At 71.4% G+C, this 20,244-nt stretch carries 22 protein-coding genes; 6 read left to right on the plus strand and 16 right to left on the minus strand.

Translation table 11 applies throughout. The features are described 5' to 3' along the window. Positions 1 to 96 precede the first annotated feature (96 nt). Together QWJ90_RS09635 and QWJ90_RS09640 are read left to right on the plus strand one after the other, a co-directional pair. Positions 97 to 1,158 (plus strand): Gfo/Idh/MocA family oxidoreductase, encoded by a 1,062-nt coding sequence (locus QWJ90_RS09635; protein ID WP_290107556.1) that lies wholly within the window; start codon positions 97 to 99, stop codon positions 1,156 to 1,158. Beyond that, positions 1,155 to 1,961 carry a TIM barrel protein gene (locus QWJ90_RS09640; protein ID WP_290107558.1) on the plus strand — a complete coding sequence of 269 codons (807 nt, stop codon included), beginning with the start codon at positions 1,155 to 1,157 and terminating at the stop codon, positions 1,959 to 1,961. The genes QWJ90_RS09635 and QWJ90_RS09640 overlap by 4 nt, the downstream gene beginning before the upstream one ends. An 80-nt stretch (positions 1,962 to 2,041) precedes the next feature. Here the strand turns inward: QWJ90_RS09640 and QWJ90_RS09645 are convergent, their stop codons facing one another. The 3 genes from QWJ90_RS09645 to QWJ90_RS09655 are packed head-to-tail and all read right to left on the minus strand — an operon-like array spanning position 2,042 to position 5,896. Further along, a complete protein-coding gene (locus QWJ90_RS09645; protein ID WP_290107559.1) occupies positions 2,042 to 4,087 on the minus strand; it encodes a PTS fructose transporter subunit IIABC in 2,046 nt (681 codons plus the stop codon). A 46-nt stretch (positions 4,088 to 4,133) separates the two neighbouring features. Beyond that, complete coding sequence (locus QWJ90_RS09650; RefSeq protein ID WP_290107561.1) at positions 4,134 to 5,120, minus strand: 1-phosphofructokinase family hexose kinase; 987 nt, start codon at positions 5,118 to 5,120, stop codon at positions 4,134 to 4,136. After that, entirely contained in the window at positions 5,117 to 5,896 is a 780-nt protein-coding gene (locus QWJ90_RS09655) for a DeoR/GlpR family DNA-binding transcription regulator (RefSeq protein WP_290107562.1), read from the minus strand. Before QWJ90_RS09655 ends, QWJ90_RS09650 begins: the two co-directional genes overlap by 4 nt. A 109-nt stretch (positions 5,897 to 6,005) precedes the next feature. Between QWJ90_RS09655 and QWJ90_RS09660 the strand changes: the two genes are divergently transcribed. Next, on the plus strand, positions 6,006 to 7,448 hold the full coding sequence (locus QWJ90_RS09660) for a glycosyltransferase (RefSeq protein WP_290107564.1): 1,443 nt from the start codon (positions 6,006 to 6,008) through the stop codon (positions 7,446 to 7,448). Here the strand turns inward: QWJ90_RS09660 and QWJ90_RS09665 are convergent. From QWJ90_RS09665 to QWJ90_RS09695, 7 genes are all read right to left on the minus strand, one after another. Next, on the minus strand, positions 7,381 to 8,580 hold the full coding sequence (locus QWJ90_RS09665; RefSeq protein WP_290107565.1) for an acyltransferase family protein: 1,200 nt from the start codon (positions 8,578 to 8,580) through the stop codon (positions 7,381 to 7,383). The genes QWJ90_RS09660 and QWJ90_RS09665 overlap by 68 nt on opposite strands. Positions 8,581 to 8,615: 35 nt before the next feature. Beyond that, positions 8,616 to 9,638 (minus strand): c-type cytochrome biogenesis protein CcsB, encoded by a 1,023-nt coding sequence (gene ccsB, locus QWJ90_RS09670; RefSeq protein WP_436836697.1) that lies wholly within the window; start codon positions 9,636 to 9,638, stop codon positions 8,616 to 8,618. A gap of 38 nt (positions 9,639 to 9,676) precedes the next feature. After that, positions 9,677 to 11,368, minus strand: coding sequence for a cytochrome c biogenesis protein ResB (gene resB, locus QWJ90_RS09675; protein WP_290107567.1), 1,692 nt, complete (start codon positions 11,366 to 11,368; stop codon positions 9,677 to 9,679). Further along, positions 11,365 to 12,150, minus strand: a complete 786-nt coding sequence (locus QWJ90_RS09680) for a cytochrome c biogenesis CcdA family protein (protein ID WP_290107568.1) — start codon at positions 12,148 to 12,150, stop codon at positions 11,365 to 11,367. Before QWJ90_RS09680 ends, resB begins: the two co-directional genes overlap by 4 nt. A gap of 19 nt (positions 12,151 to 12,169) precedes the next feature. Beyond that, positions 12,170 to 12,805, minus strand: a complete 636-nt coding sequence (locus QWJ90_RS09685; protein ID WP_290107569.1) for a TlpA family protein disulfide reductase — start codon at positions 12,803 to 12,805, stop codon at positions 12,170 to 12,172. Between the two features lie 83 nt (positions 12,806 to 12,888). Next, a complete protein-coding gene (locus QWJ90_RS09690; RefSeq protein ID WP_290107570.1) occupies positions 12,889 to 13,518 on the minus strand; it encodes a histidine phosphatase family protein in 630 nt (209 codons plus the stop codon). A 20-nt stretch (positions 13,519 to 13,538) separates the two neighbouring features. Next, positions 13,539 to 14,207: a DedA family protein gene (locus tag QWJ90_RS09695; RefSeq protein ID WP_290107571.1), complete on the minus strand. Its 669-nt coding sequence runs from the start codon at positions 14,205 to 14,207 to the stop codon at positions 13,539 to 13,541. 147 nt (positions 14,208 to 14,354) lie between these two features. Here QWJ90_RS09695 and aspS point away from each other — a divergent pair, with 147 nt between their 5' ends. Then, entirely contained in the window at positions 14,355 to 16,127 is a 1,773-nt protein-coding gene (aspS, locus tag QWJ90_RS09700; protein ID WP_290107572.1) for an aspartate--tRNA ligase, read from the plus strand. 59 nt (positions 16,128 to 16,186) lie between these two features. On the opposite strand, the gene QWJ90_RS09705 is transcribed toward aspS, so the two are convergent. The 6 genes from QWJ90_RS09705 to QWJ90_RS09730 all read right to left on the minus strand — a co-directional run bounded on the left by QWJ90_RS09705 (position 16,187) and on the right by QWJ90_RS09730 (position 18,068). Then, positions 16,187 to 16,489 carry a Dabb family protein gene (locus QWJ90_RS09705; RefSeq protein ID WP_290107573.1) on the minus strand — a complete coding sequence of 101 codons (303 nt, stop codon included), beginning with the start codon at positions 16,487 to 16,489 and terminating at the stop codon, positions 16,187 to 16,189. 16 nt (positions 16,490 to 16,505) lie between these two features. Next, positions 16,506 to 16,766 carry a glutaredoxin family protein gene (locus QWJ90_RS09710; protein WP_290107574.1) on the minus strand — a complete coding sequence of 87 codons (261 nt, stop codon included), beginning with the start codon at positions 16,764 to 16,766 and terminating at the stop codon, positions 16,506 to 16,508. A 7-nt stretch (positions 16,767 to 16,773) separates the two neighbouring features. Next, positions 16,774 to 17,067, minus strand: coding sequence for a rhodanese-like domain-containing protein (locus QWJ90_RS09715; protein WP_290107575.1), 294 nt, complete (start codon positions 17,065 to 17,067; stop codon positions 16,774 to 16,776). A gap of 71 nt (positions 17,068 to 17,138) precedes the next feature. Next, positions 17,139 to 17,237 (minus strand): 30S ribosomal protein bS22, encoded by a 99-nt coding sequence (locus QWJ90_RS09720; protein ID WP_003792170.1) that lies wholly within the window; start codon positions 17,235 to 17,237, stop codon positions 17,139 to 17,141. 136 nt (positions 17,238 to 17,373) lie between these two features. Beyond that, positions 17,374 to 17,577 carry a helix-turn-helix domain-containing protein gene (locus QWJ90_RS09725; RefSeq protein WP_156242965.1) on the minus strand — a complete coding sequence of 68 codons (204 nt, stop codon included), beginning with the start codon at positions 17,575 to 17,577 and terminating at the stop codon, positions 17,374 to 17,376. 74 nt (positions 17,578 to 17,651) lie between these two features. Further along, positions 17,652 to 18,068, minus strand: a complete 417-nt coding sequence (locus tag QWJ90_RS09730; RefSeq protein ID WP_290107576.1) for an ArsR/SmtB family transcription factor — start codon at positions 18,066 to 18,068, stop codon at positions 17,652 to 17,654. Between the two features lie 68 nt (positions 18,069 to 18,136). Between QWJ90_RS09730 and QWJ90_RS09735 the strand changes: the two genes are divergently transcribed. Both QWJ90_RS09735 and QWJ90_RS09740 read left to right on the plus strand, forming a co-directional pair. Further along, positions 18,137 to 19,576 (plus strand): TrkH family potassium uptake protein, encoded by a 1,440-nt coding sequence (locus QWJ90_RS09735; RefSeq protein ID WP_290107578.1) that lies wholly within the window; start codon positions 18,137 to 18,139, stop codon positions 19,574 to 19,576. Next, the gene (locus QWJ90_RS09740; RefSeq protein ID WP_290107579.1) at positions 19,569 to 20,240 is read left to right on the plus strand and encodes a potassium channel family protein; all 672 of its coding nucleotides are present in this window, start codon (positions 19,569 to 19,571) and stop codon (positions 20,238 to 20,240) included. Before QWJ90_RS09735 ends, QWJ90_RS09740 begins: the two co-directional genes overlap by 8 nt. Positions 20,241 to 20,244: the final 4 nt, after the last annotated feature.

The following is a 20,244-nucleotide window of genomic DNA, read 5'->3' on the forward strand; positions in this document are numbered from 1 at the left end:
GCCCCGGCCGTAATGGCACGTGCTAGTTGCTCGTGCTAGTCTCGCGCTGCGGCTGTTGCAGAGGGCACTGCCACACGACGACGTGCTGGAGGCATGATGACGATCCCCACCCCGCTTCACGAGACCGCCGGCGAGCACGGCCAGCCGGTGCGCATCGGCCTCATCGGGTCGGGCTGGATCGGCGCATTCCATGCGGAGACCATCGCGCTGCGGATCCCCGGCGCCGTTCTCGCAGCCGTCGCCGATCCGGTGCCGGGCGCCGCCGAGCGCGTCGCCGAGAAGTACGGCGTCGGGAGGGCCTTCCTTGACGCGGCGGAGCTCATCGCCGACCCGGAGATCGACGGCGTCGTCATCGCCTCCCCCGCCTTCACGCACACCGACCTCGTCGTCCGAGCTGCCGAGGCCGGAAAGGCCGTGTTCGTCGAGAAGCCGATGGCTCTCACAATCGAGGACGCCGACCGGGCGATCGCCGCGGCTTCCGCCGCGGGCGTGCCGTTGCAGGTGGGATTCAACCGCCGCTTCTCGACGGACTTCGCCGCGGCGGGTCGCGTCGTGCAGGAGGGCGGGATCGGCACGCCCCAGCTGCTCCGCTCGCTCACACGCGATCCGGGCCTGGCGAACCCCGGCGCGGTGAAGCCGTGGACCATCTTCAACGAGACGCTCATCCACGACTTCGACACGCTCAACTGGTTCAACGGCACCGCCAAGCCGGTCGAGGTCGTCGCACTGGCGGACGCGCTCGTCGCACCCGAGCTCAAGGACGGCGGCCTGCTCGACACCGCGATGGTCACCATCCGGTACGACAACGGCGCCCTCGCCGTCGCCGAGGCGAACTTCTCGGCCGTGTACGGCTACGACGTGCGCGGCGAGGTGTTCGGAGACGCCGGCATGGTGACCGCGGGCGACGTGCGCGCCACGAGCATGCGCCACTACGGCGCCGCCGGCCAGTCCGCCGAGACGACCCGACTCAACATCGACCTGTTCCACCAGGCCTACGCGGACGAGCTCGTCTCGTTCGCCCAGGCGATCCGCAGCGGCGAGGTGTCCGGCGCCCGCGGCGAGGATGCCCGCTGGGCCCTCGCGATCGCGCTGGCCTGCCGGGCATCCGTCGAGCAGCACGCGATCGTTCGCCTCGACGACGAAGGCCGCGTGGTATGAGCGTGACCACGCGCACCGACGAGCTGCCCCTCGCCGCTTCGGCGGAGATGCTCTTCACCGAGCTCCCCCTCGTCGAGCGCGTGCGCGCCCTCGACGAGCGGGGCTTCCAGGTCGAGATCTGGGATTGGACGGCGAAGGACCTCGACGCCCTCGCCGCCACCGGCGCGACCTTCTCGTCGATGACCGGGTACGTGACCGGAAACCTCACCGATGTCGACGGCATCGCCGACCTCCTCGCGACGGCTGAGCAGTCGCTCCGCGCCGCGGCCGTGATCGACAGCCCTCGGCTGAACCTCCACGGGACCGGCCTGGACGAGAAGGGGCTGCCCGTCATCCCGCGGGAGGTCGTGAGCCCCTCGGACTGGCTGACCGCCGCCAGAACTCTCGAGCGCGTGGCCGCGCTGGGCGAGCGATACGACCGCGTCTTCACGCTGGAGAACCTCAACACGGCGGTCGACCATCCCGGCACGCCGTTCGCGCGGGCGGCCGACACCCTGGCCCTCGTGGCGGCGGTCGACAGCCCGCATCTGCGGCTGAATCTCGACCTGTACCACGCGCAGATCGGCGAGGGGAACCTCACCGACCTCGTCGAGCGCGCACTCCCCTTCATCGGCGAGATCCAGGTCGCGGATGTGCCGGGCCGCTGCGAGCCCGGCACCGGCGAGATCGCCTACCCGGCGATCGCCGCAGCGCTGCGGAGGATCGGGTACACCGGCGTCGTGGGACTCGAAGGATGGGCGCGGCACTCGACCGAGGACGCCCTCGCCGCCTTCCGCTCGGCATTCGGGATTCCCGCCCCCTGACGCCGTTGCCGCATGCGGCGGCCCAGAGACGAGGCGGCCCCGCGGGTCTCCCGCGGGGCCGCCTCGTCTCGTGCGGAGGATCAGGCGGTGACGAGCGCCGCCTCGGGGGCGACGGCGTCGGCGCGACGCCCGAAGCGCTTGAGCGCCACGACAGCCAAGCCCGTGACGACGGTGCCGGCGAGGAGCGCGACCGCGAAGCCCCAGATGGGGTCGATCGCGAAGGCCACGAACAGTCCGCCGTGCGGGGCGCGCGAGCCGACCGAGAACAGCATCGAGAGGCCGCCGGTCACGGCTCCGCCCAGCATGGACGCGGGGATCACGCGCAGCGGGTCGGCCGCGGCGAACGGGATGGCGCCCTCGGAGATGAACGAGAGGCCGAGCAGCCAGGCGGCCTTGCCGTTCTCGCGTTCGGGGGCCGTGAACGCCTTCGGAGCGAGGATGGTCGAGGCGAGAGCCATGCCGAGCGGCGGCACCATGCCCGCCGTCATCACCGCGGCCATGATCAGGTACGGCACGGAGTTCGACTCGGAAGCCGCACCCAGGCCGGCGACGGCGAACGCGTAGGCCACCTTGTTCACCGGGCCGCCGAGGTCGAAGCACATCATGAGGCCGAGGACGATGCCGACGACCACGATGAGGCCCGACGCTGCCAGGCCGTTGAGGCCATCCGTCATCGCATTCATGAGCGCGGCGATGGGCCAGCCGAGGAAGAGGATCATGAGGCCCGACGCGACGATCGACCCGAGCAGCGGGATGATGACCACGGGCATGAGCCCTCGCAGCCAGCGCGGAACGCGAAGCGATCCGAGCCACCAGGCGGCGATCCCGGCGAGGACGCCGCCGACGATGCCGCCGATGAAGCCCGCGCTCATGAGCACGGCGACCGACCCCGCCACGAAGCCGGGCGCGATGCCCGGTCGGTCGGCGATGGCGAAGGCGATGTACCCGGCGAGGGCGGCGACCAGGAAGCCCATCGAGATGTTGCCGATCGTGAAGAACACCGCGCCGAGGTAGGTGAGGAGTCCGCCGTCGGGCAGGTTCCACAGCGCGTTGCCGAGGACGATGTCCTGCGCGTTCTCGGTGATGTCGAACCCGCCGAAGAGGAAGCCGAGGGCGATGAGGAGCCCGCCACCGGCGACGAACGGGATCATGTACGACACGCCCGTGAGCAGCACGCGCTTCACGCGGGCGCCCGGGGACTCCTTCTGAGCCGGTGCGGACGCGGCCTCGGCGCTGCCGCCGACGCGGTCGGCGCGGGGATCGGCGGCCGCCTCGACGGCGGAGCGGATGAGCGCATCGGCGTGCTCGATCCCCGCCTTGACCGAGCGGCGCACGACGGGCTTTCCCGCGAAGCGCTGCGGCTCGCGCACGTCGACGTCGGTCGCGAAGACCACGGCGTCGGCCTGCGCGATGGTGTCGGCGTCGAAGCGGTCGAAGCCGCTCGAGCCCTGCGGCTCCACCGCGAACTCGACGCCCGCCTTCTTCGCGGCGGCGGCGAGCGCGTCGGCGGCCATGTACGTGTGGGCGATGCCGGTCGCGCACGCGGTGACCGCGACGACGCGCGCGGGGCGTCCGTCGATCTGCAGTCCGTCCACGCCTGCTGCGGATGGGCGTGCGGCCGTGGGTGCGGCCGTCGCCGCGCTGGGGGCGGCCGGTGCAGACGCGCCCTCCCCGCCGTCCTCGCCGATCGCGGCGCGGACGACGGCCACGGCCTCGTCGGCGTCCTTCGCGGCGCGCAGCGCGGCGAGGAAGTCGTCGTCCATGAGGTGCCGGGCGAGCGTGGACAGCACAGCGAGGTGCTCCTCGGCCGCGGTGTCGGGCGCGGCGATCATGAAGACGATGTCGCTCGGGCCGTCGAACGACCCGAAGTCGACGGCGGGATCGAGCCGGGCGAAGGCGAGCGACGCCTGCGTCACGGTCGCGCTCTTCGCGTGCGGGATGGCGATGCCTCCGGGAAGGCCGGTGGCGTCGGTTTCCTCGCGCGCCCACGCGGCGGCGAAGAGCGCGTCGGCGTCGACGGCGCGGCCCTCGGCGACGAACCGGGCCGAGAGCGAGCGGAGCACGGCCGCCTTATCGGCTCCGAGGTCCTCGTCGAGGCTGACGAGCTGGGGGGTGATGGTGGACACGGTGCCCTCCTGGATGGGTGGGTGCGGGATGAGAGGGATCCGGCGCTCAGGCGAGCGCGCGGACGGGGATGTCGCCGGTCGGGAGATCGGCGGGGGCCGCCAGCGCGGTCCCCGGCAGGGACGCGGTGGCCGAGCCGTAGCGCACGGCGCTGCGGAGGCACTCGCCCGCAGCGGCCTGAGCCGTGGCGGCGAGGAGGAAGCCGGCGAGCGAGCTGTCGCCGGCGCCGACGGTGCTGCGCACGCGCACGCCGGCGGGGATCCCGGCCTGCCACGCGCCCTCGCCGGTGATGAGCACCGCGCCGTCGCCGCCGAGCGTGACGAGCGCGGCGCGGACTCGGTGCGGAACGAGCTCGCGGGCGAGACGGGCGGTCTCCCCCGCCGGATCGGCCGAGATGCCGCGGAGAAGCTCCGCCCCGTCGCGCGACGGATCCAGGTCGACGAGCGCCTCGACGAGCTCGTCCTCGTTGGGCTTGATGAGGTCGACCGGTCCGATCTCGGGCCCGGCGGCGAGCACGGCCACCAGCGCGGCGCCCGACGCGTCGACGGCGATGCGCGGCGGCCGCGCGGCGCGCTCGCGGACCGCGCGGACCACCCGCGCGTAGAAGTCGGCGGGCACCCCGGTCGGCAGCGACCCGCAGATCGCGAGCCATGAGGCCCCGTCGGCCGCCTCGACCGCGGCGTCGACGAGCGCCGTCAGCACCGCCTCGTCGGGCCGCCCGCCGGCGAGGTTGATCTTCGTGGTCTCGCCCGCGCCATCCGTGAGGGTGATGTTGACGCGCGCGTGAGCGCTCGCCGACACGGCGCGGATGGTCCCGGCCCCGTCGAGGAGGGCGGCGTACGGATCGTCGGAGGCCAGGGGCAGGACCGCGCAGGTCTCCGCGCCGGACGTGTGCAGCACCCGCGCGACGTTGACGCCCTTGCCTGCTGCATCCTCGCGCGAGGACGATGCCCGATGCACCGCGCCGGGGACGAGCGCGGTGTCGAGGTCGATCGTGCGATCCAGCGCGGGGTTCACGGTGAGCGTGACGATCATGCGACCCACACCTCCACATCGGCGGCCGCGAGCGCGTCGGCGAGCGCGGCGTCCGGGTGCTCGTCGGTCACGAGCACGTCGATCTCGTCGAGACGGGCGAAGCGCTGCAGCGACTCGTCGCCGAACTTCGACGCATCGGCGAGGAGGACGACCCGGCGCGCGGAGCGGACGATGGCGCTCTTCACGTCAGCCTCGTCCGGGTCCGGCGTGCTCGCGCCGAAGGACGCGGAGAGCGCGTTGGCGCCGACGAACGCGACGTCGGGGCGAAGCGCCTCGACGGCCTCCACGGTGCGGGCGCCGACCGCGGCCCCTGTCACGCCGCGCACGCGACCTCCGACGACCGACAGCGCGACGCCATCCGCCGCCGACAGCGCGGCCGCGATGGCGACGGCGTGTGTGACCACCTCGACGCGGCTTCCCGCGATGCGCGCGGGCAGCGACTCGGCGAGCGCCGCCGTCGTGGTGCCGGCGTCGAGGAGCAGCGAGCCGGTGAAGCCGTGTGCCAGCGCGTCGAGGGCGCGGACGGCGATCGCGCGCTTCGCGGCGCTCTGACGCCCCGCACGCTCACGCAGGTCGGTCTCGGCGAGGCTGCCGCGGTGGTTGAGCACGGCCCCGCCGTGCACGCGGCGCAGCACGCCGGCGTCTTCGAGCACGGCGAGGTCGCGGCGCACGGTCTCGGTCGTGACGCCCAGCCGATCGGCGAGCTCGGACACCGCCACGCGGGAATCAGCCGCCAGCGCCTGCTCGATGAGCTCTCTGCGCTCCGTCGCGTACATCGCACCCTCCTTCGGATTCCCACACGTTACAACACAAACCCACACGAAACAACATCCCCTCGTCGCCGCCGTTCACGCGAAGTTCCCCGCGCCCGCTTATGCTCGCGACGTGGTCCCGTTCCGCACGATGCTTCCCGCCGGCCGGCAGTACGCCCTCACCTGGGCGGTGGAGGACTCCTGGGGCGGCATGACCTCGGCGATGCTCCATCGCAGCCGTGCCTTCGTGCGCCTCGGGCGCCACCCGGTCTCGGTGCTCACGTTCGATCCCGACCCCGACTACCCCGCGCGCGAGACGCGCCTGCGGGCGGATGGCCGGCTCGTCGAGGGCATGAGCCTGCTGAACCTGTGGGACTGGCTGCGCGAGCATCCGCTGCCGGGTGGTTCGCTCGCGCTCGACAAGCACCCCTTCACTCCGCTGTCGGAGCTGCCCGAGGCCTCCGGCGAGACGCTCGTCGAGCGGCGGCGCGGCGACGTCGTCCTCAGCCGAGTGCGACGCTCGGCCTCCGGCGAGATCCTGCAGACCGATCACTTCCGGCTGGACGGGAGCCTCCTCCTCTCCGAGCGACGCGACGTCGCGGAGCGGGGCGTGCTGGGCGGCAAGGCCGTCGTGCTCTGCGACCGCGACGGACACCCGGCGCGATCATGGGGCCGCACCGCGCACCTGTACCGGGCCTGGCTCGACGCGCTGACGCGACGCCATCCGTCGTTCCTCGTCGTCGACAGCAAGACCGTCGCTCGCTGGGTTCTCGAGTACCGCCGCGCCCACGCGGTGACCGTCCACGTGGTCCACGCGTCGCACCTCGTGGGGCTCGAGCGCCCGCACGGCAAGCTGCGCGAGTCGCGCCGCGCGGTCTTCGAGAACCTCTCGGCGTTCGACGCGGTCGCCGTCCTCACCCCGCGCCAGCGCGATGACATCGTCGCCCTGCTCGGACCACACGACAACCTCGAGGTCGTGCCGAACAGCCGCGATCTGCCCGCCGCTCCCCGACTGACGGGTCGCCCGGCAGGAGCGGGCGTCATGCTCGCCAGCCTCACCGCCCGCAAGCGCGTGCAGCACGCCATCGAGGCGGTCACCGGGCTGCGGGCGCACGGTGTCGACGTCGAGCTCGACGTCTGGGGCGAGGGCGAGGAGCGGGAGCAGCTCGCCGCGATCGCCGACGACGGCGTCCGGCTGCGCGGGCACGCTCCGGATGCCGCCGCCCGCCTCGAGGGGGCGTCGTTCCTGCTCTCGACATCGGCCTCGGAAGGGTTCCCCCTCGTGCTCGTCGAGGCGCTCGCGGCCGGGTGCATCCCGATCGCCTATGACGTCCCCTACGGCCCGGCCGACATCATCGAGGACGGCGTCAACGGGTTCCTCGTCCCGGCGGGGGATGCCGATGCGCTCGCCGACGCCGTGGCGCGTTTCGTCGCGATGCCCGAGGAGAGGCGCGTGCGGATGCGGGCGGCGGCGGTGAAGAGCGCGCGGCGCTTCACCGACGAGAACATCACCCGCGAGTGGGGTCGGGTGATGCGTCGCGCGCGTCGTCGGAAGCTCCGTCACCCCGACCGCTGAAGCGCTCGAACGCCTCCTGCGCGCGGTGACCCGCCGCCCGCGCCGCGCGGTGCGAGGGCCGCTCGACGAATCGGAAGAACGCCCACGCCACCACGAGGCTGAGAGGCACGCCCACGAGCCCCACGAGCGCCCATCGGTCGTCTCCCCAGGCGAAGGCGAGGGTCGCGAGGATCGGGGCGTGCACGAGGTAGAGGCTGAAGGAGACGTCGCCGAGCCAGCGGAGCGGGCGCGCCTGCATCACCCGGTCCGCGACCGGCGAGCAGATGGCGACGAGGATGAGCCCCGCCGCGCCCGCTCCTGCGAGCCCCCACAGCGCATCGCCGAGCACGCTGGAGCGCGGGATGAGCGGGCGGGTCCACCACGAGGCGATGAGGACGAGCGCCGACGCGAAGGCCACAACCGCCCACAGCGCAGGCCGCGGTCTCGCCCGAGCCCAGGCGATCACCTCATCCAGCCGCACGGCGATCAGGCAGCCGAGGAGGAACGTCGGCAGGTAGACGAGGGCGTCGAGGTCGAACGGGCGCCCGTCGAAGACGCGGCCGACGACCATCGCGGCGACGCACATCGCGGCCGCGGTCCACGCCCAGCGGCGCAGCAGCAGCGCGACCGCCGCGAAGACGGGCAGCAGCAGGCTGAAGATGATCTCCCAGCGCAGCGACCAGAGGGTGTTGACGGTGTCGTAGCTCGTGAGCACCAGCGTGGCCTCGCGCAGCGCGAGCACCCAGTCGGGGAAGACGATGTTCGCGTGCAGGATCCACTCGTCGGGGGTGACCTGCGCGGGGTCGCGCGGAATCGCCACGACGAGCAGGACGGCAAAGAGGATCGCCGCCCACACCGGGAGGTAGAGCCGCACGAGCCGGGAGGCGAAGTAGGCAGGCCACGAGAAACCCGCGCGCAGGGCCGGCAGTGTGACGACGAGCCCCGACAGCACGAAGAAGACCTGCACGGCCTCCGTGCCGGCGAACCCCAGCTTGAGGGGCGTCTCCGTCGCGGTCTCCCAGACGGCCTCCGCCGTGCCACCGTGCGCGAACGGCTGCGCGATCAGGCTGACGTGGTAGAAGACGACGACGAGCGCCGCCACCCCTCTCACCCCGTCGAGGGCGTGCAGTCTGCGGGGTCTCGACGGGGCCATCCGATCAGCCTATGCACGCGGACCCCGATGAGCGCTCAGCTCAGGCCGCTGTACGCGTGCAGCCCTTCGAAGAACATGTTGACGATCGTGAAGTTGAACAGCACCGCGGCGAACCCGACGATGGCCAGCCACGCCGAGCGCGTCCCGCGCCAGCCGCGCGTGGCGCGGGCGTGGATGTAGCCGGCGTACAGGACCCAGATGATGAAGGTCCAGACTTCCTTCGTGTCGAAGCCCCAGTAGCGGCCCCACGCGTCGTTGGCCCACACCGACCCGGCGATGAGCGTGAAGGTCCAGAAGATGAAGCCGATGATCGCGAAGCGGTACGCGAGCCCCTCCAGCGCCTCCGCGTCGGGGATGGTCCGCAGCATGCTGCGACGCGACGGCGCCTCGGTGGCCGCCACGGCCATCCGCTCGCGTCGCGCCTGCAGCAGCTGCAGGACCGAGATGGCGAAGGCCAGCGCGAAGAACGCGGTGCCGAGAGACGCGACGAAGACGTGGATGATGAGCCACACCGACTTCAGCGGGTCCATGAGCGGCGTGATCTCGACGTAGAACAGCGACGAGGCGCCCAGCAGCAGCGAGACGATGCCGGTCATGAACGCGCCGAGGAACCGCAGGTCGCGCCAGAACAGCACGCCGAGGTACACCGCCGTGATGAGGAGCGTGCCCGTCATCGCGAACTCGTACATGTTCGACCACGGCACGCGACCGGCGGCGAGGCCGCGCAGCAGCGTCGCGCCGAGGTGGAAGACGAAGCCGAGCCACGTGAGCGACGTGCCGATGCGACCCCAGAGGTACCGGGGCGGGGCGGCGGCAGCCGCGGTGGCGCTCGCGCCGGCGACATCGGGCGCGTCGCCGCCCGCCGTCCCGCGCGCGCCCACGCCTGCCAGCTGCTTCGCGACGGCGCTCTTGGCCGCGGCGTCCCTCGCCGCAAGCGAGGCCTGCGAGCGGTTCGCGAGATCGACCGCGTACGCGAGGAAGCCGAGCACGTAGAGGGAGACGGCCGTCCAGACGAGCACGACGGAGAAGCTGTCCATCGTCACGGGGTCGAGCTGCATGGTGTCCATCCTAGTTTTCAGGGGGTGCCGGAGGGCGCTCAGCCCTCGAGCGCCTCGCGGTGCTTCCGGCTGAGCTGCTCGACGGCGTCGGGCAGCGTCGGGTCGTCGCCGCGAGCGAGGGCCGCGTACTCCAGGCGCACGCCGTCGGAGTCGGGGGTGGCCTTGACCCACATGCGTCGCCGCGGCACGAACAGGGCGACGAGGAGGCCGAGCGTGGCGAGCACCGCGAACACGAGCACGCCGAGCGCCGACGGGTCGTGGTGCACCTGCAGCGACGCGAAGCGCTTCACCGACTCGGCGTAGCCGAGCGCGGGGTCGGCATCCTCGGGGGTGACGTCGTCGAAGGTGATCGTGCCGAGGCCATCCGGCAGGTCGGCGGTGTCGCCCGGCGCGAGCTCGATGGAGTCCGTCCCGGTGTCGCCGCCGGTCAGCTGCTCGAGGCCGGTCACGTCGAGCGCGTACACCGAGCGCGGGGTGCCGTCGTCGATGCCGAGGTCGCCCGCATAGACGTTCAGCGTGAGCACCGGGTTCAGCAGGTCGCCGTACGCCGACGCGAACGCGCCCGAGTCGAGCGGCACCTGGGTCGGATAGAAGAATCCGACCATCCCGAGCTGCTCGGGCAGTCCGTCGGTGACCTTGATGACGCCGGTGGAGGTCATCGCGGTGTCCTGCGGCAGGAACGGCACCGAGTCGCTGTAGACCACGTCGCCGTCGGCGTCGCGCACGGTGATCGTGGGCGCGTAGCCGTTGCCGAGGAGGTAGATGCTGTCGCCGTCGAGCTTGAGCGGATGGTTCACCCGCACCGCATCCTCGGACGTCGAGCCGTCGGTGTGCGTGACGGAGACGTTCGCGGAGAAGTCGCCGGCCTGCCCGGAGCCCGCCTCGCCGTACGGCTGGTAGGTGACGTCGAACGAGTCCAGCTTCATCGCGTAGGGCGACAGCGCGGCGTCGTCGACGAACCGGCCGCGGTTCATCGACGAGTAATCGAGGAGGGAGTTGACGAACGTCGTGCCCTCGACGACCACGCGCTGGCCGGTGTAGGCGAAGCCGCCGCCGATGCCGACGGTGAGGAGCACGCCGACGAGCGCGGCGTGGAAGACGAGGTTTCCCGTCTCGCGCAGGTAGCCGCGCTCGGCGGACACGGAGAAGGCGCCGCGGCCGTCGTAGCGCTCCACGCGGTAGCCCTGCGCCTTCAGCTGCCGGCCGGCGAGGTCGATCGCGTGCGCGGCGTCGACGCCCTCGACCCGCTCCTCGCGGAAGGCATCCAGTCGGCCGAGGCGCGCCGGCGTGCGCGGCGGGCGGGTGCGGAGGGCCTTCCAGTGGTGCTTCGTGCGCGGCAGGATGCAGCCGATGAGCGACACGAACAGCAGGATGTAGATGGCCGAGAACCAGGCGGACTGGTACACGTCGAACATCTGCAGGCCGTCGAGCACGGGGAAGAGGCCCGGGTTGTCGCTCTCCCACTGCGTGACGCCGTTGGGATTCGCCATCCGCTGCGGAAAGATCGAGCCCGGCACCGCGGCGATCGCGAGCAGCAGGAGCAGCACGAGCGCGGTGCGCATGCTCGTGAGCTGCCGCCACGCCCATCGCAGCCACCCGACCAACCCGAGCGCGGGCTGCGTGATCGTTTCGTCGGAATCGACGTGATCGGACGGGCGCAGCGGCTCGCTGCCGTCGCGCGCGGGCGCGGTGCGCTGGTCGGTCACGGGGTCCTTCCGGTCGGTGGTCACAGCGGCGGCTCGATCGTGGCGAACAGCACGCCCAGGCGCGACATGATCTCGCTCCACAGCCCCGTCGCCATGAGGAGGCCGAGGACGATGAGGAGCACGCCGCCGACGATGTTCACCGCGCGGATGTGCCGGCGGAGGAACGCGGTGGAGCGGGTGACCCAGCCGAAGCCGAGCGCGACGAGGAGGAACGGGATGCCGAGCCCGAGGGAGTACGCGAGCCCGAGGAGGGCGGCTCGCCAGGCGTCGCCCTGGAGGTACGCGATGGACATGATCGCGGTGAGCGTGGGGCCGATGCACGGCGCCCAGCCGAGGCCGAGCGCGACGCCGAGGAGCGGCGCGCCGACGAGCCCGAGCCCGCTCTTCACCTGGGGACGCGCGATGCGCTGCGCGAACCCGACGAAGCCGATGAACACGATGCCCATGAGGATGACGACGACGCCGAGGATGCGCGTGATGAGGTCGCCGTAGAGGAGGCCGAACCGCGCCGTCGCTCCCCCGGCGAGGCCGCCGAGCACGATGATCGTGACGAACACGAGCGTGAAGCCGGCGATGAAGAGCAGCACCCCGCCGAGGAGGCGACCGCGCGATCCTCCCGGCACCGCGCCATCCGCCGACGCGCTATCCGCCGACGCGCGCGGCGCGACCGCACCGCCGATGAAGCCGAGGTAGCCCGGGATGAGCGGCAGGACGCACGGCGAGACGAACGACACGAGTCCCGCCAGCATCGCGATCGGGATCGCGAGCCAGAGCGCCCCGCCGAAGACGACGGCGTCGAGGGTCACGACGCCGCGCCCGCGGCGCTCACGCCGACTCCGCGAGGGTGTCGGCCACGAGCGTCGAGAGCACCGATGCGCCTTCGAGCTGGCCGATGAGGATGGCGGCGATGCGCCCCTCCCGGTCGAGGACGAGCGTCGTCGGGGTCGCCTGGATCGACGTGGCGCCGGCGAACGCCAGCTTCACCGCGCCGTCGTTGACGTCGATGACGCTCGGGTACGTCACGCCCCACCGCTCCGCGAAGGAGCGGGCGGTGTCGGCCTGGTCGTACGTGTTGACGCCCACGAAGGAGACGTCGTCGCCCTGATGCTCCTGCCAGACCGACTCCAGGTCGGCGGCCTCGGCGCGGCACGGGCCGCACGCGGCGTACCAGAAGTTCACGACCGTGACGTCGCCCGCGGTGTCGTCGCTGGAGAGCTCGTCGCCCGTCTCGGTGACGCCCTCCCACTCGACCGGCTCGCCCCGCTCGTCCTGCGGGATCTCCTTGACGCGGAAGTCGCTCGCGATGAAGCCGGCGTTGTCGTTCTTCAGGTACTGCTCGGTCACCGGGTCGGCGGAGCAGGCCGCGAGACCTCCGGCGAGCGCGGCGATGGCCACGGCCGCGACCGCTCGAACACCGCGGATGGCGCGGGGAGACGTGGTCGGAACGGCTGGCTTTCGCACGGCTCAATCCTACGTTCCCGCCTATGCGTCACCTGGGGCGACGCTGTACGAGGACCGGTGGGGCCGCGCGCTGGGTCGGCGTCTCAGACCGCGCCGACGTCGACCGCGTCGTCGGTCGCGGCGGGCTCCGCGTACCCGACCTCTCGCCAGACATCGCCCTTGCGCTCGAACGAGGTCACGCTCGACAGCGCGCAGCGGCGCGTGCGGGGGTCGTGCCGCAGCGGCAGCCCGGCGACCGAGAGGTGCGTGATCCAGATCGGCGCCTGGTGCGTGACGATGGCGACGTCTCCGCCGTCGGCCGCATCCCAAGCCGCGTCGAGCGCCGCGTGCATGCGCTCGGCGACGTCGCGGTACGGCTCGCCCCAGCTCGGCTGCGACGGGTTGCGCAGATGCCACCAGTTCTGCGGGATGAGCACCGCGCGGCTCATCCGCTTGCCCGCGAACGCGTTCCAGGGCTCGATGACGCGCTCGTCCGCGCGCGGTTCCATGTCGAACAGGTCGGTGAACGGCTCCGCGGACTCGCGCGTGCGGTCGAGCGGCGAGCAGACGAGCTCGGCGAGGGGACGATCGAGACCGCGGACGTGCTCGGCGGCGGCCCTGGCCATCCGCTTGCCGTCCTCGCTGAGGTGGAAGCCGGGGATGCGCTCGTAGAGCACGCGGCGGGGGTTGAAGACCTCGCCGTGGCGGATGAGGTGGAGGCGTTCGGCGGGCACGACGTCAGTCTACGAAGCGCTCAGTCGGTCGCGGCCGCGCGGCGCTGCTTCCGCAGCGCCCGCAGGCGGACGACGACGAACCAGACCACGGCGACGACGACCGCGACGATGACGACGTTCTGCACGACGTCCATGTACTGCTCGACGATGTGCCATCCGCTGCCGAGGTACCAGCCCAGCAGGATGAAGATCGTGTTCCAGATCACGCTGCCGGCGGCCGTGTAGAGCGCGAACCGCCACACGGGCATGCGCACCACCCCCGCCGGGATGGAGATGAGGCTGCGGAAGATCGGGACGAACCGGCCGAAGAACACCGCCTTGCCGCCGTGGCGGTCGAACCACGCGACCGTGCGGTCGACGTCGTCGGCCGAGATGAGCGGCAGGCGCTTCGCGATCCACCGCAGGCGATCCACGCCGAACCACGCGCCGATGCCGTAGAGCACGAGCGCGCCGACGACGGAGCCGACCGTCGTCCAGACGATGGCCTCCCACAGCGCGAACGAACCGCGCTGGGCCGCGAGGCCCGCGAGCGGCAGGATGGCCTCGCTCGGCAGGGGCGGGAAGAGGTTCTCCGCCGCGATGGCGACGCCTGCGCCGTACGGGCCGATCACGTCCATGAGGCCCACCACGTGGTCTACGAGCGCGGAGAGCCAGGAGCCTCCGCCGGCGGCGGCCTCGGTCGTCGTCATCGGCATGGGCCTTTCCGTCATTCCGGCGGGTGGTCGGCTCGAGAATATCGGCGCCGCATCCGGGTTCCCTGTGGAAGGACGCCGGGAAGCCGCCGAGCCGTCGCGCCTAGAATGGACGGGTTCCCTTTCCTACCAGGAGGATTCTTCGTGCTGCGCACCCACACGGCAGGCTCGCTGCGAGCCGAGCACATCGGTCAGACCGTCACCCTCACGGGCTGGGTCGACCGCCGGCGCGATCACGGAGGAGTCGCCTTCATCGATCTGCGCGATGCATCCGGCATCGCTCAGATCGTCATCCGCGATGAGGAGATCGCACACCCGCTGCGCAGCGAGTTCGTCCTCAAGGTGACCGGCGAGGTCTCGCAGCGGCCTGAGGGCAACGCGAACCCGAACCTGCCCACGGGCGAGATCGAGGTCATCGCGGCCGAGGTGGAGGTGCTGAACGAGTCGGCGCCGCTGCCGTTCCAGGTGTCGACCGCGCTCGACGGCACCGAGACGATCGGCGAGGAGGTGCGTCTGAAGCACCGCTACCTCGACCTGCGTCGCCCGGCGCCCGCCGCCGCACTGCGTCTGCGCTCGAAGGCCTCCGCGGCTGCGCGCCGCGTGCTCGAGGAGCACGAGTTCGTCGAGATCGAGACGCCCACGCTCACGCGCTCGACGCCCGAGGGCGCCCGCGACTTCCTCGTGCCCGCGCGCCTCAACCCGGGCAGCTGGTACGCCCTGCCGCAGTCGCCGCAGCTCTTCAAGCAGCTGCTCATGGTCGCCGGCATGGAGCGGTACTACCAGATCGCGCGCAGCTACCGCGATGAGGACTTCCGCGCCGACCGCCAGCCGGAATTCACGCAGCTCGACATCGAGATGAGCTTCGTGGATCAGGAGGACGTGATCGCACTCGGCGAGCAGATCGTCCAGGCGCTGTGGCGTCTCATCGATGTGGAGATCCCCACGCCGATCGAGCGCATCACCTTCGCCGACGCCATGCGCCTTTATGGCTCGGACAAGCCCGACCTGCGCTTCGGCAACCCGATCGTGGAGCTGCGCGAGTACTTCGCCGACACGACGTTCCGCGTCTTCCAGCAGGAGTACGTCGGCTCGGTCGTGCACCCGGGTGGCGCCTCGCTCCCCCGTCGCCAGTTCGACGCGTGGCAGGACTGGGCGAAGTCCCGCGGCGCGAAGGGCCTGGCGTACGTCACCTTCGGCGAGGACGGCACGCTCGGCGGCCCCGTGGCCAAGAACCTCTCCGACGCCGAGCGCGAGGGCCTCGCCGCCGCGACCGGCGCGCAGCCGGGCGACGCGGTGTTCTTCGCCGCGGGCGCGACCACGCAAGCGCAGGCGCTCCTCGGCGCCGCGCGCGTGGAGATCGCCAAGCGCACCGGCCAGATCGACGAGAACGCCTGGGCGTTCGTGTGGGTGGTCGACGCTCCGCTGTTCAAGCCGACCGGCGAGGACGACGACGTCGACCTCGGCCACTCGGCCTGGACCGCCGTGCACCACGCCTTCACGTCGCCGAAGCCGGAGTGGATCGACCGCTTCGAGGAGGCGCCGGGCGAGGCGCTCGCCTACGCGTACGACATCGTCTGCAACGGCAACGAGATCGGCGGCGGCTCCGTCCGCATCCACCGTCGCGACGTGCAGGAGCGCGTGTTCGACGTCATGGGCATCGGGCCCGAGGAGGCGCAGGAGAAGTTCGGCTTCCTACTCGATGCCTTCGCATTCGGCGCCCCGCCGCACGCCGGCATCGCCTTCGGGTGGGACCGCGTCGTGTCGCTGCTGGCCGGCATGCCGTCGATCCGCGAGGTCATCGCCTTCCCGAAGACCGGGAACGGCTACGACCCGCTGACCGCCGCGCCCGCGCCGATCACACCCGAGCAGCGTGCCGAGGCCGGCGTCGACTACGAGCCCGAGGACGACGAGGCCTGAGCCGAGCCGGATACGACGACGCCCCCGCCGCGCGGCGGGGGCGTCGTCGTATCCGAGCGTCAGACCTCGAAGTCGATCGCGGCTCGGTCGCCGCGGATCGTGCCGATGTACTCCGCGACCTCGATGTGGGCGGGGTGCGTTCCGTACGCCTCGAGCGCAGCCAGGTCGGGGAAGAGCGCGTCGAGGGCGACGTCGAAGTTCTGCTCCTCGTAGGCGACGTTGCGCACGACGGTCATCTCGAGCAGGTCGGGCACGACGCCGACGAGCCCCTCGAGGCGCTCCTTCATCTCGGCCGCGTGCGCGTCGCGCGTCTTCGCATCCTTCGCGGCGAGCTGGAACAGGACGATGTGGCGGATGGCCATGGCGATGCCTTTCGGGTCAGGTGGCGGAGACGAGCGCCTCGCGCAGGCGGTCCGGCGACACGCGCCAGTGCGCGTGCAGGCGGCCGTCGATGAGGACGACGGGGATCTTCTCCCACCACTGCGCGTGCAGCTCGGCGTCGTCGGCGATGGACCGCTCGACGACGTCGATCCGGTCGGCGGCCTCGTCGGGAAGGTCGGCGATCACCTGCTCGACGACCTCGCGCGCGACGTCGCAGAGGTGGCAGTCGGGCTTGCCGATGAGGGTGACCTGCGTCATGCGGCGCTCAGGCCTCCACTTCGAGGCCGGCCGCGCGCCACGCGCTGGTGCCGCCGGCGACGTTGGTCGCCTCGTACCCGCGCTCGGTGAGCACCTCGACCACACGACCCGAGCGGCCGCCGACCTCGCAGATGACATCGAAAGGCTCGGCGGGGAGCTCGCCGAGGCGAGCGCCGAGCTCGGACATCGGCAGGTTGACGGCTCCCGGCACGTGGCCGGCGGCGAATTCGTGCTCCTCGCGGACATCGATGAGAGGCACGCCCTCGCGCGAGCGCAGCTCCTGGACCGTGATCTCGTTCATCACCCCAGTATCGCCCGGAAACCAGAAACGCCGGCCCGTGGATCACGGAGCCGGCGTTCGCGGGAAGCCGCTTACTTCTTGTTGCGGCGCTGGTGGCGAGTCTTGCGAAGCAGCTTGCGGTGCTTCTTCTTCGCCATGCGCTTGCGGCGCTTCTTGATGACAGAACCCACGGAAACCTCGCTATGTCAGGGGTTGGATATCCGGCGCGACCGATGTCGCGGACATCCGGGATCGGGCACCGTGAAAAGTGCCTCAGAGCATTCTAGCCCATCGCGGGAGGAAGGGCGGAACCGGCTGCTTCGGCGGTCAGCCGACGTCGGCGATCCGGCGCTCCGAGGGCATCTCCAGCATGGCGGTCACGGCGGACTCGGGCACGCGGTAGCTGCGACCGAACCGGACGGCGGGGAGCTCGCCGGAGTGGACGAGTCGATAGACGGTCATCTTCGAGACGCGCATGATCTCTGCGACCTCGGCGACCGTGAGAAACCGCACATCCGGCAGTTCAGCCATACGTCCCACGACCCTCTCTGTTCGATCCTGACAACTCTACGGGCAAACGGAGAGGAGTGTATACCGAGCGGATCTCACGCCCCCAGGCGTCGCAGCGCGGACTGCACGACGTTCTTGGCCGACGCCGCCGCCCGCCCGACCGACTCCGCCATGCGGGCGGCGGGCTCGGGGAGCGCCCCGGGAAGCTGGGCGGCGACCTCCTCGGCGAGCTCGGCCTCGTCGACGAAGAACGGCACGAGCCAGTCGTCCACCGCCTCGAGGGGCGCCGGCGAGAGGCTGTAGAAGCGGTGCTGCCCGACCTCGCGCACCGATACGAGTCCCGCCTCCCGCAGCACCTTGAGGTGCTTGGAGATGGTGGGCTGGCTCACGCCGATCTCGGCGACGATCTCCGACACGCTCGTGCCCTCATGGCCATCCGACGACCGGCGGAGCAGCAGCTGCAGGATCTCCCGCCTCGTGCCGTCCGCGATCACGTCGAAGATGTCCGCCATGCCGATAGGTTAGCCGCGCGCGCCGCGGAGTACCATGATGGGCGACTTCGGCGCGAAGGGGGATGAGGATGGCGACGAGCCGGTCTGCGGCGTTCGCCGATTCTCTCGAACGCACCTCCCGCGCAGCCGGCGGCTACTTCCGGGATTTCACGACGTCGTCGCCCGCGCGGTTCGCGCTGCTCGTGTTCGTCGCGCTGACGCTCATCTTCACGGCACTGCTGGCCCTGCCGATCTCCGCGGCAGGAGACCGGACCACGTCGCTGGCCGACGCGCTCTTCACCGCCGTGTCGACGATCTGCGTGACCGGGCTCGTCACGGTCGACATGGCAGAGCACTGGTCGCCGTTCGGCAAGGCCGTCCTCTTCGTCGGCGTCAACATCGGCGGGATGGGCGCCCTCACGCTGGCGTCGATGCTCGGCCTGGTCGTCTCCAAGCGGCTCGGCCTGCGCGCGAAGCTCCTCGCGGCGGGCGACACCAACCCCCTGCGCTCGCACGGCGGGCCGGTGAACGAGAGCCAGGCGGTCCGGCTCGGCGAGGTCGGCCAGCTGCTGCGGACCGTCGCCCTCTCCACGGTCGTCATCGAGGCCGCGGTCTCGGTCCTCCTCTACCCCTCCATCGTCGCCGCGGGGTACCCGTGGCACGACGCACTGGGGATCGCGCCGCTCTACGCGGCGATGTCGTTCACGAACACCGGCTTCACCCTCAACGACGGCGGCCTCGCGCCCTTCGACCACGACTACGTGTTCCTCACCGTGCTCATGCTCAGCGTGTTCCTCGGCAGCATCGGCTTCCCCGTGATCTACGCGCTCTCGAAGAACCTGCTCCGGTGGCGAGGCTGGGGGCTGCACGTCAAGCTCACCCTCGTCACGACCGTCGTGCTCTTCTTCGCCGGGGCGGTCGCCTTCCTCGCGCTCGAGTACGGGAACCCGGGCACGTTCGGCTCGATGAACGCCGTCGACACCGTGTTCCAGTCGTTCTTCCTCTCCGCGATGACGCGCTCCGGCGGCTTCGCGGTGGTCGACGTCGGCGACATGTACGACTCGAGCCTGCTGGTCGGGTCCATGCTCATGTTCGTCGGCGGCGGCTCGGCGTCGACCGCGGGCGGCATCAAGGTCACCACCCTCGCCGTGCTCGCCCTCGCGGTGTGGTCGGAGGCGAAGGGGCGCCCGAGCGTGGAAGTCTTCGGACGCCGGATCCCCAGCGACGTGCAGCGCGTCGCGGTGGCGGTCCTCGCCTGGGGGGCGACGGTGGTCGCACTGTCGACGATCATCATCGCCCAGATCACCCACGCACCCCTGGCGGAGGTGCTGTTCGATGTGATCTCCGGCTTCGCGACCGTGGGGCTCTCGACCGGGCTCACCGAGCACCTTCCCGACTCCGCCACCTATGTCCTCGCCGCCACGATCTTCATGGGCCGCGTTGGTACAGTGACCCTCGCCGCGGCCGTGGCGGCGACCTCCCGGTCGCAGCACTACGCGCTGCCTGTCGAAAGGCCCATCGTTGGTTGAGCAGATCCGCAGTGACGCTCCGGTTCTCGTCATCGGCCTCGGCCGGTTCGGCGCCGCCTGCGCCGGCGAGCTGGACAGACTCGACCGTGACGTGCTCGCGATCGACGCGAACCTCGAGCTCGTGCAGAAGTGGTCGGAGCGCGTCACCCACACCGTGCAGACCGACGCACGCAGCCTGGAGGCGCTGCAGCAGATCGGCGCGGCCGACTTCCAGGTGGCCGTCGTCGCGGTCGGCTCCTCGATCGAGGCATCGGTGCTCATCACCGCGAACCTCGTCGACCTGAAGGTGCCGCAGATCTGGGCGAAGGCCGTCTCGCAGTCGCACGGCAAGATCCTCGCCCGCGTGGGCGCGAACCACGTCATCTACCCCGAGCGCGAGGCCGGCGAGCGCGTCGCGCACCTCGTCAGCGGACGGATGCTCGACTTCATCCGCTTCGACGACGACTTCGTGCTCGCGAAGATGTACCCCCCGCGGTTCATCCGCGGCCGGGGCCTCAACGAGTCGGGCGTCCGCTCGAAGTACGGCGTCACGGTCGTGGGCGTGAAGAGCCCCGGCAAGCCCTTCCGCTATGCGGAGGCCAACACCGTCGTGACGAACCACGACCTCATCATCGTGTCGGGCACGAACCAGGACATCGAGAGGTTCGCCGGCCTCGACCGCTGAGCGC

This window comes from Microbacterium oryzae (assembly GCF_030406385.1).
Classification (GTDB): Bacteria; Actinomycetota; Actinomycetes; order Actinomycetales; family Microbacteriaceae; genus Microbacterium; species Microbacterium oryzae_A.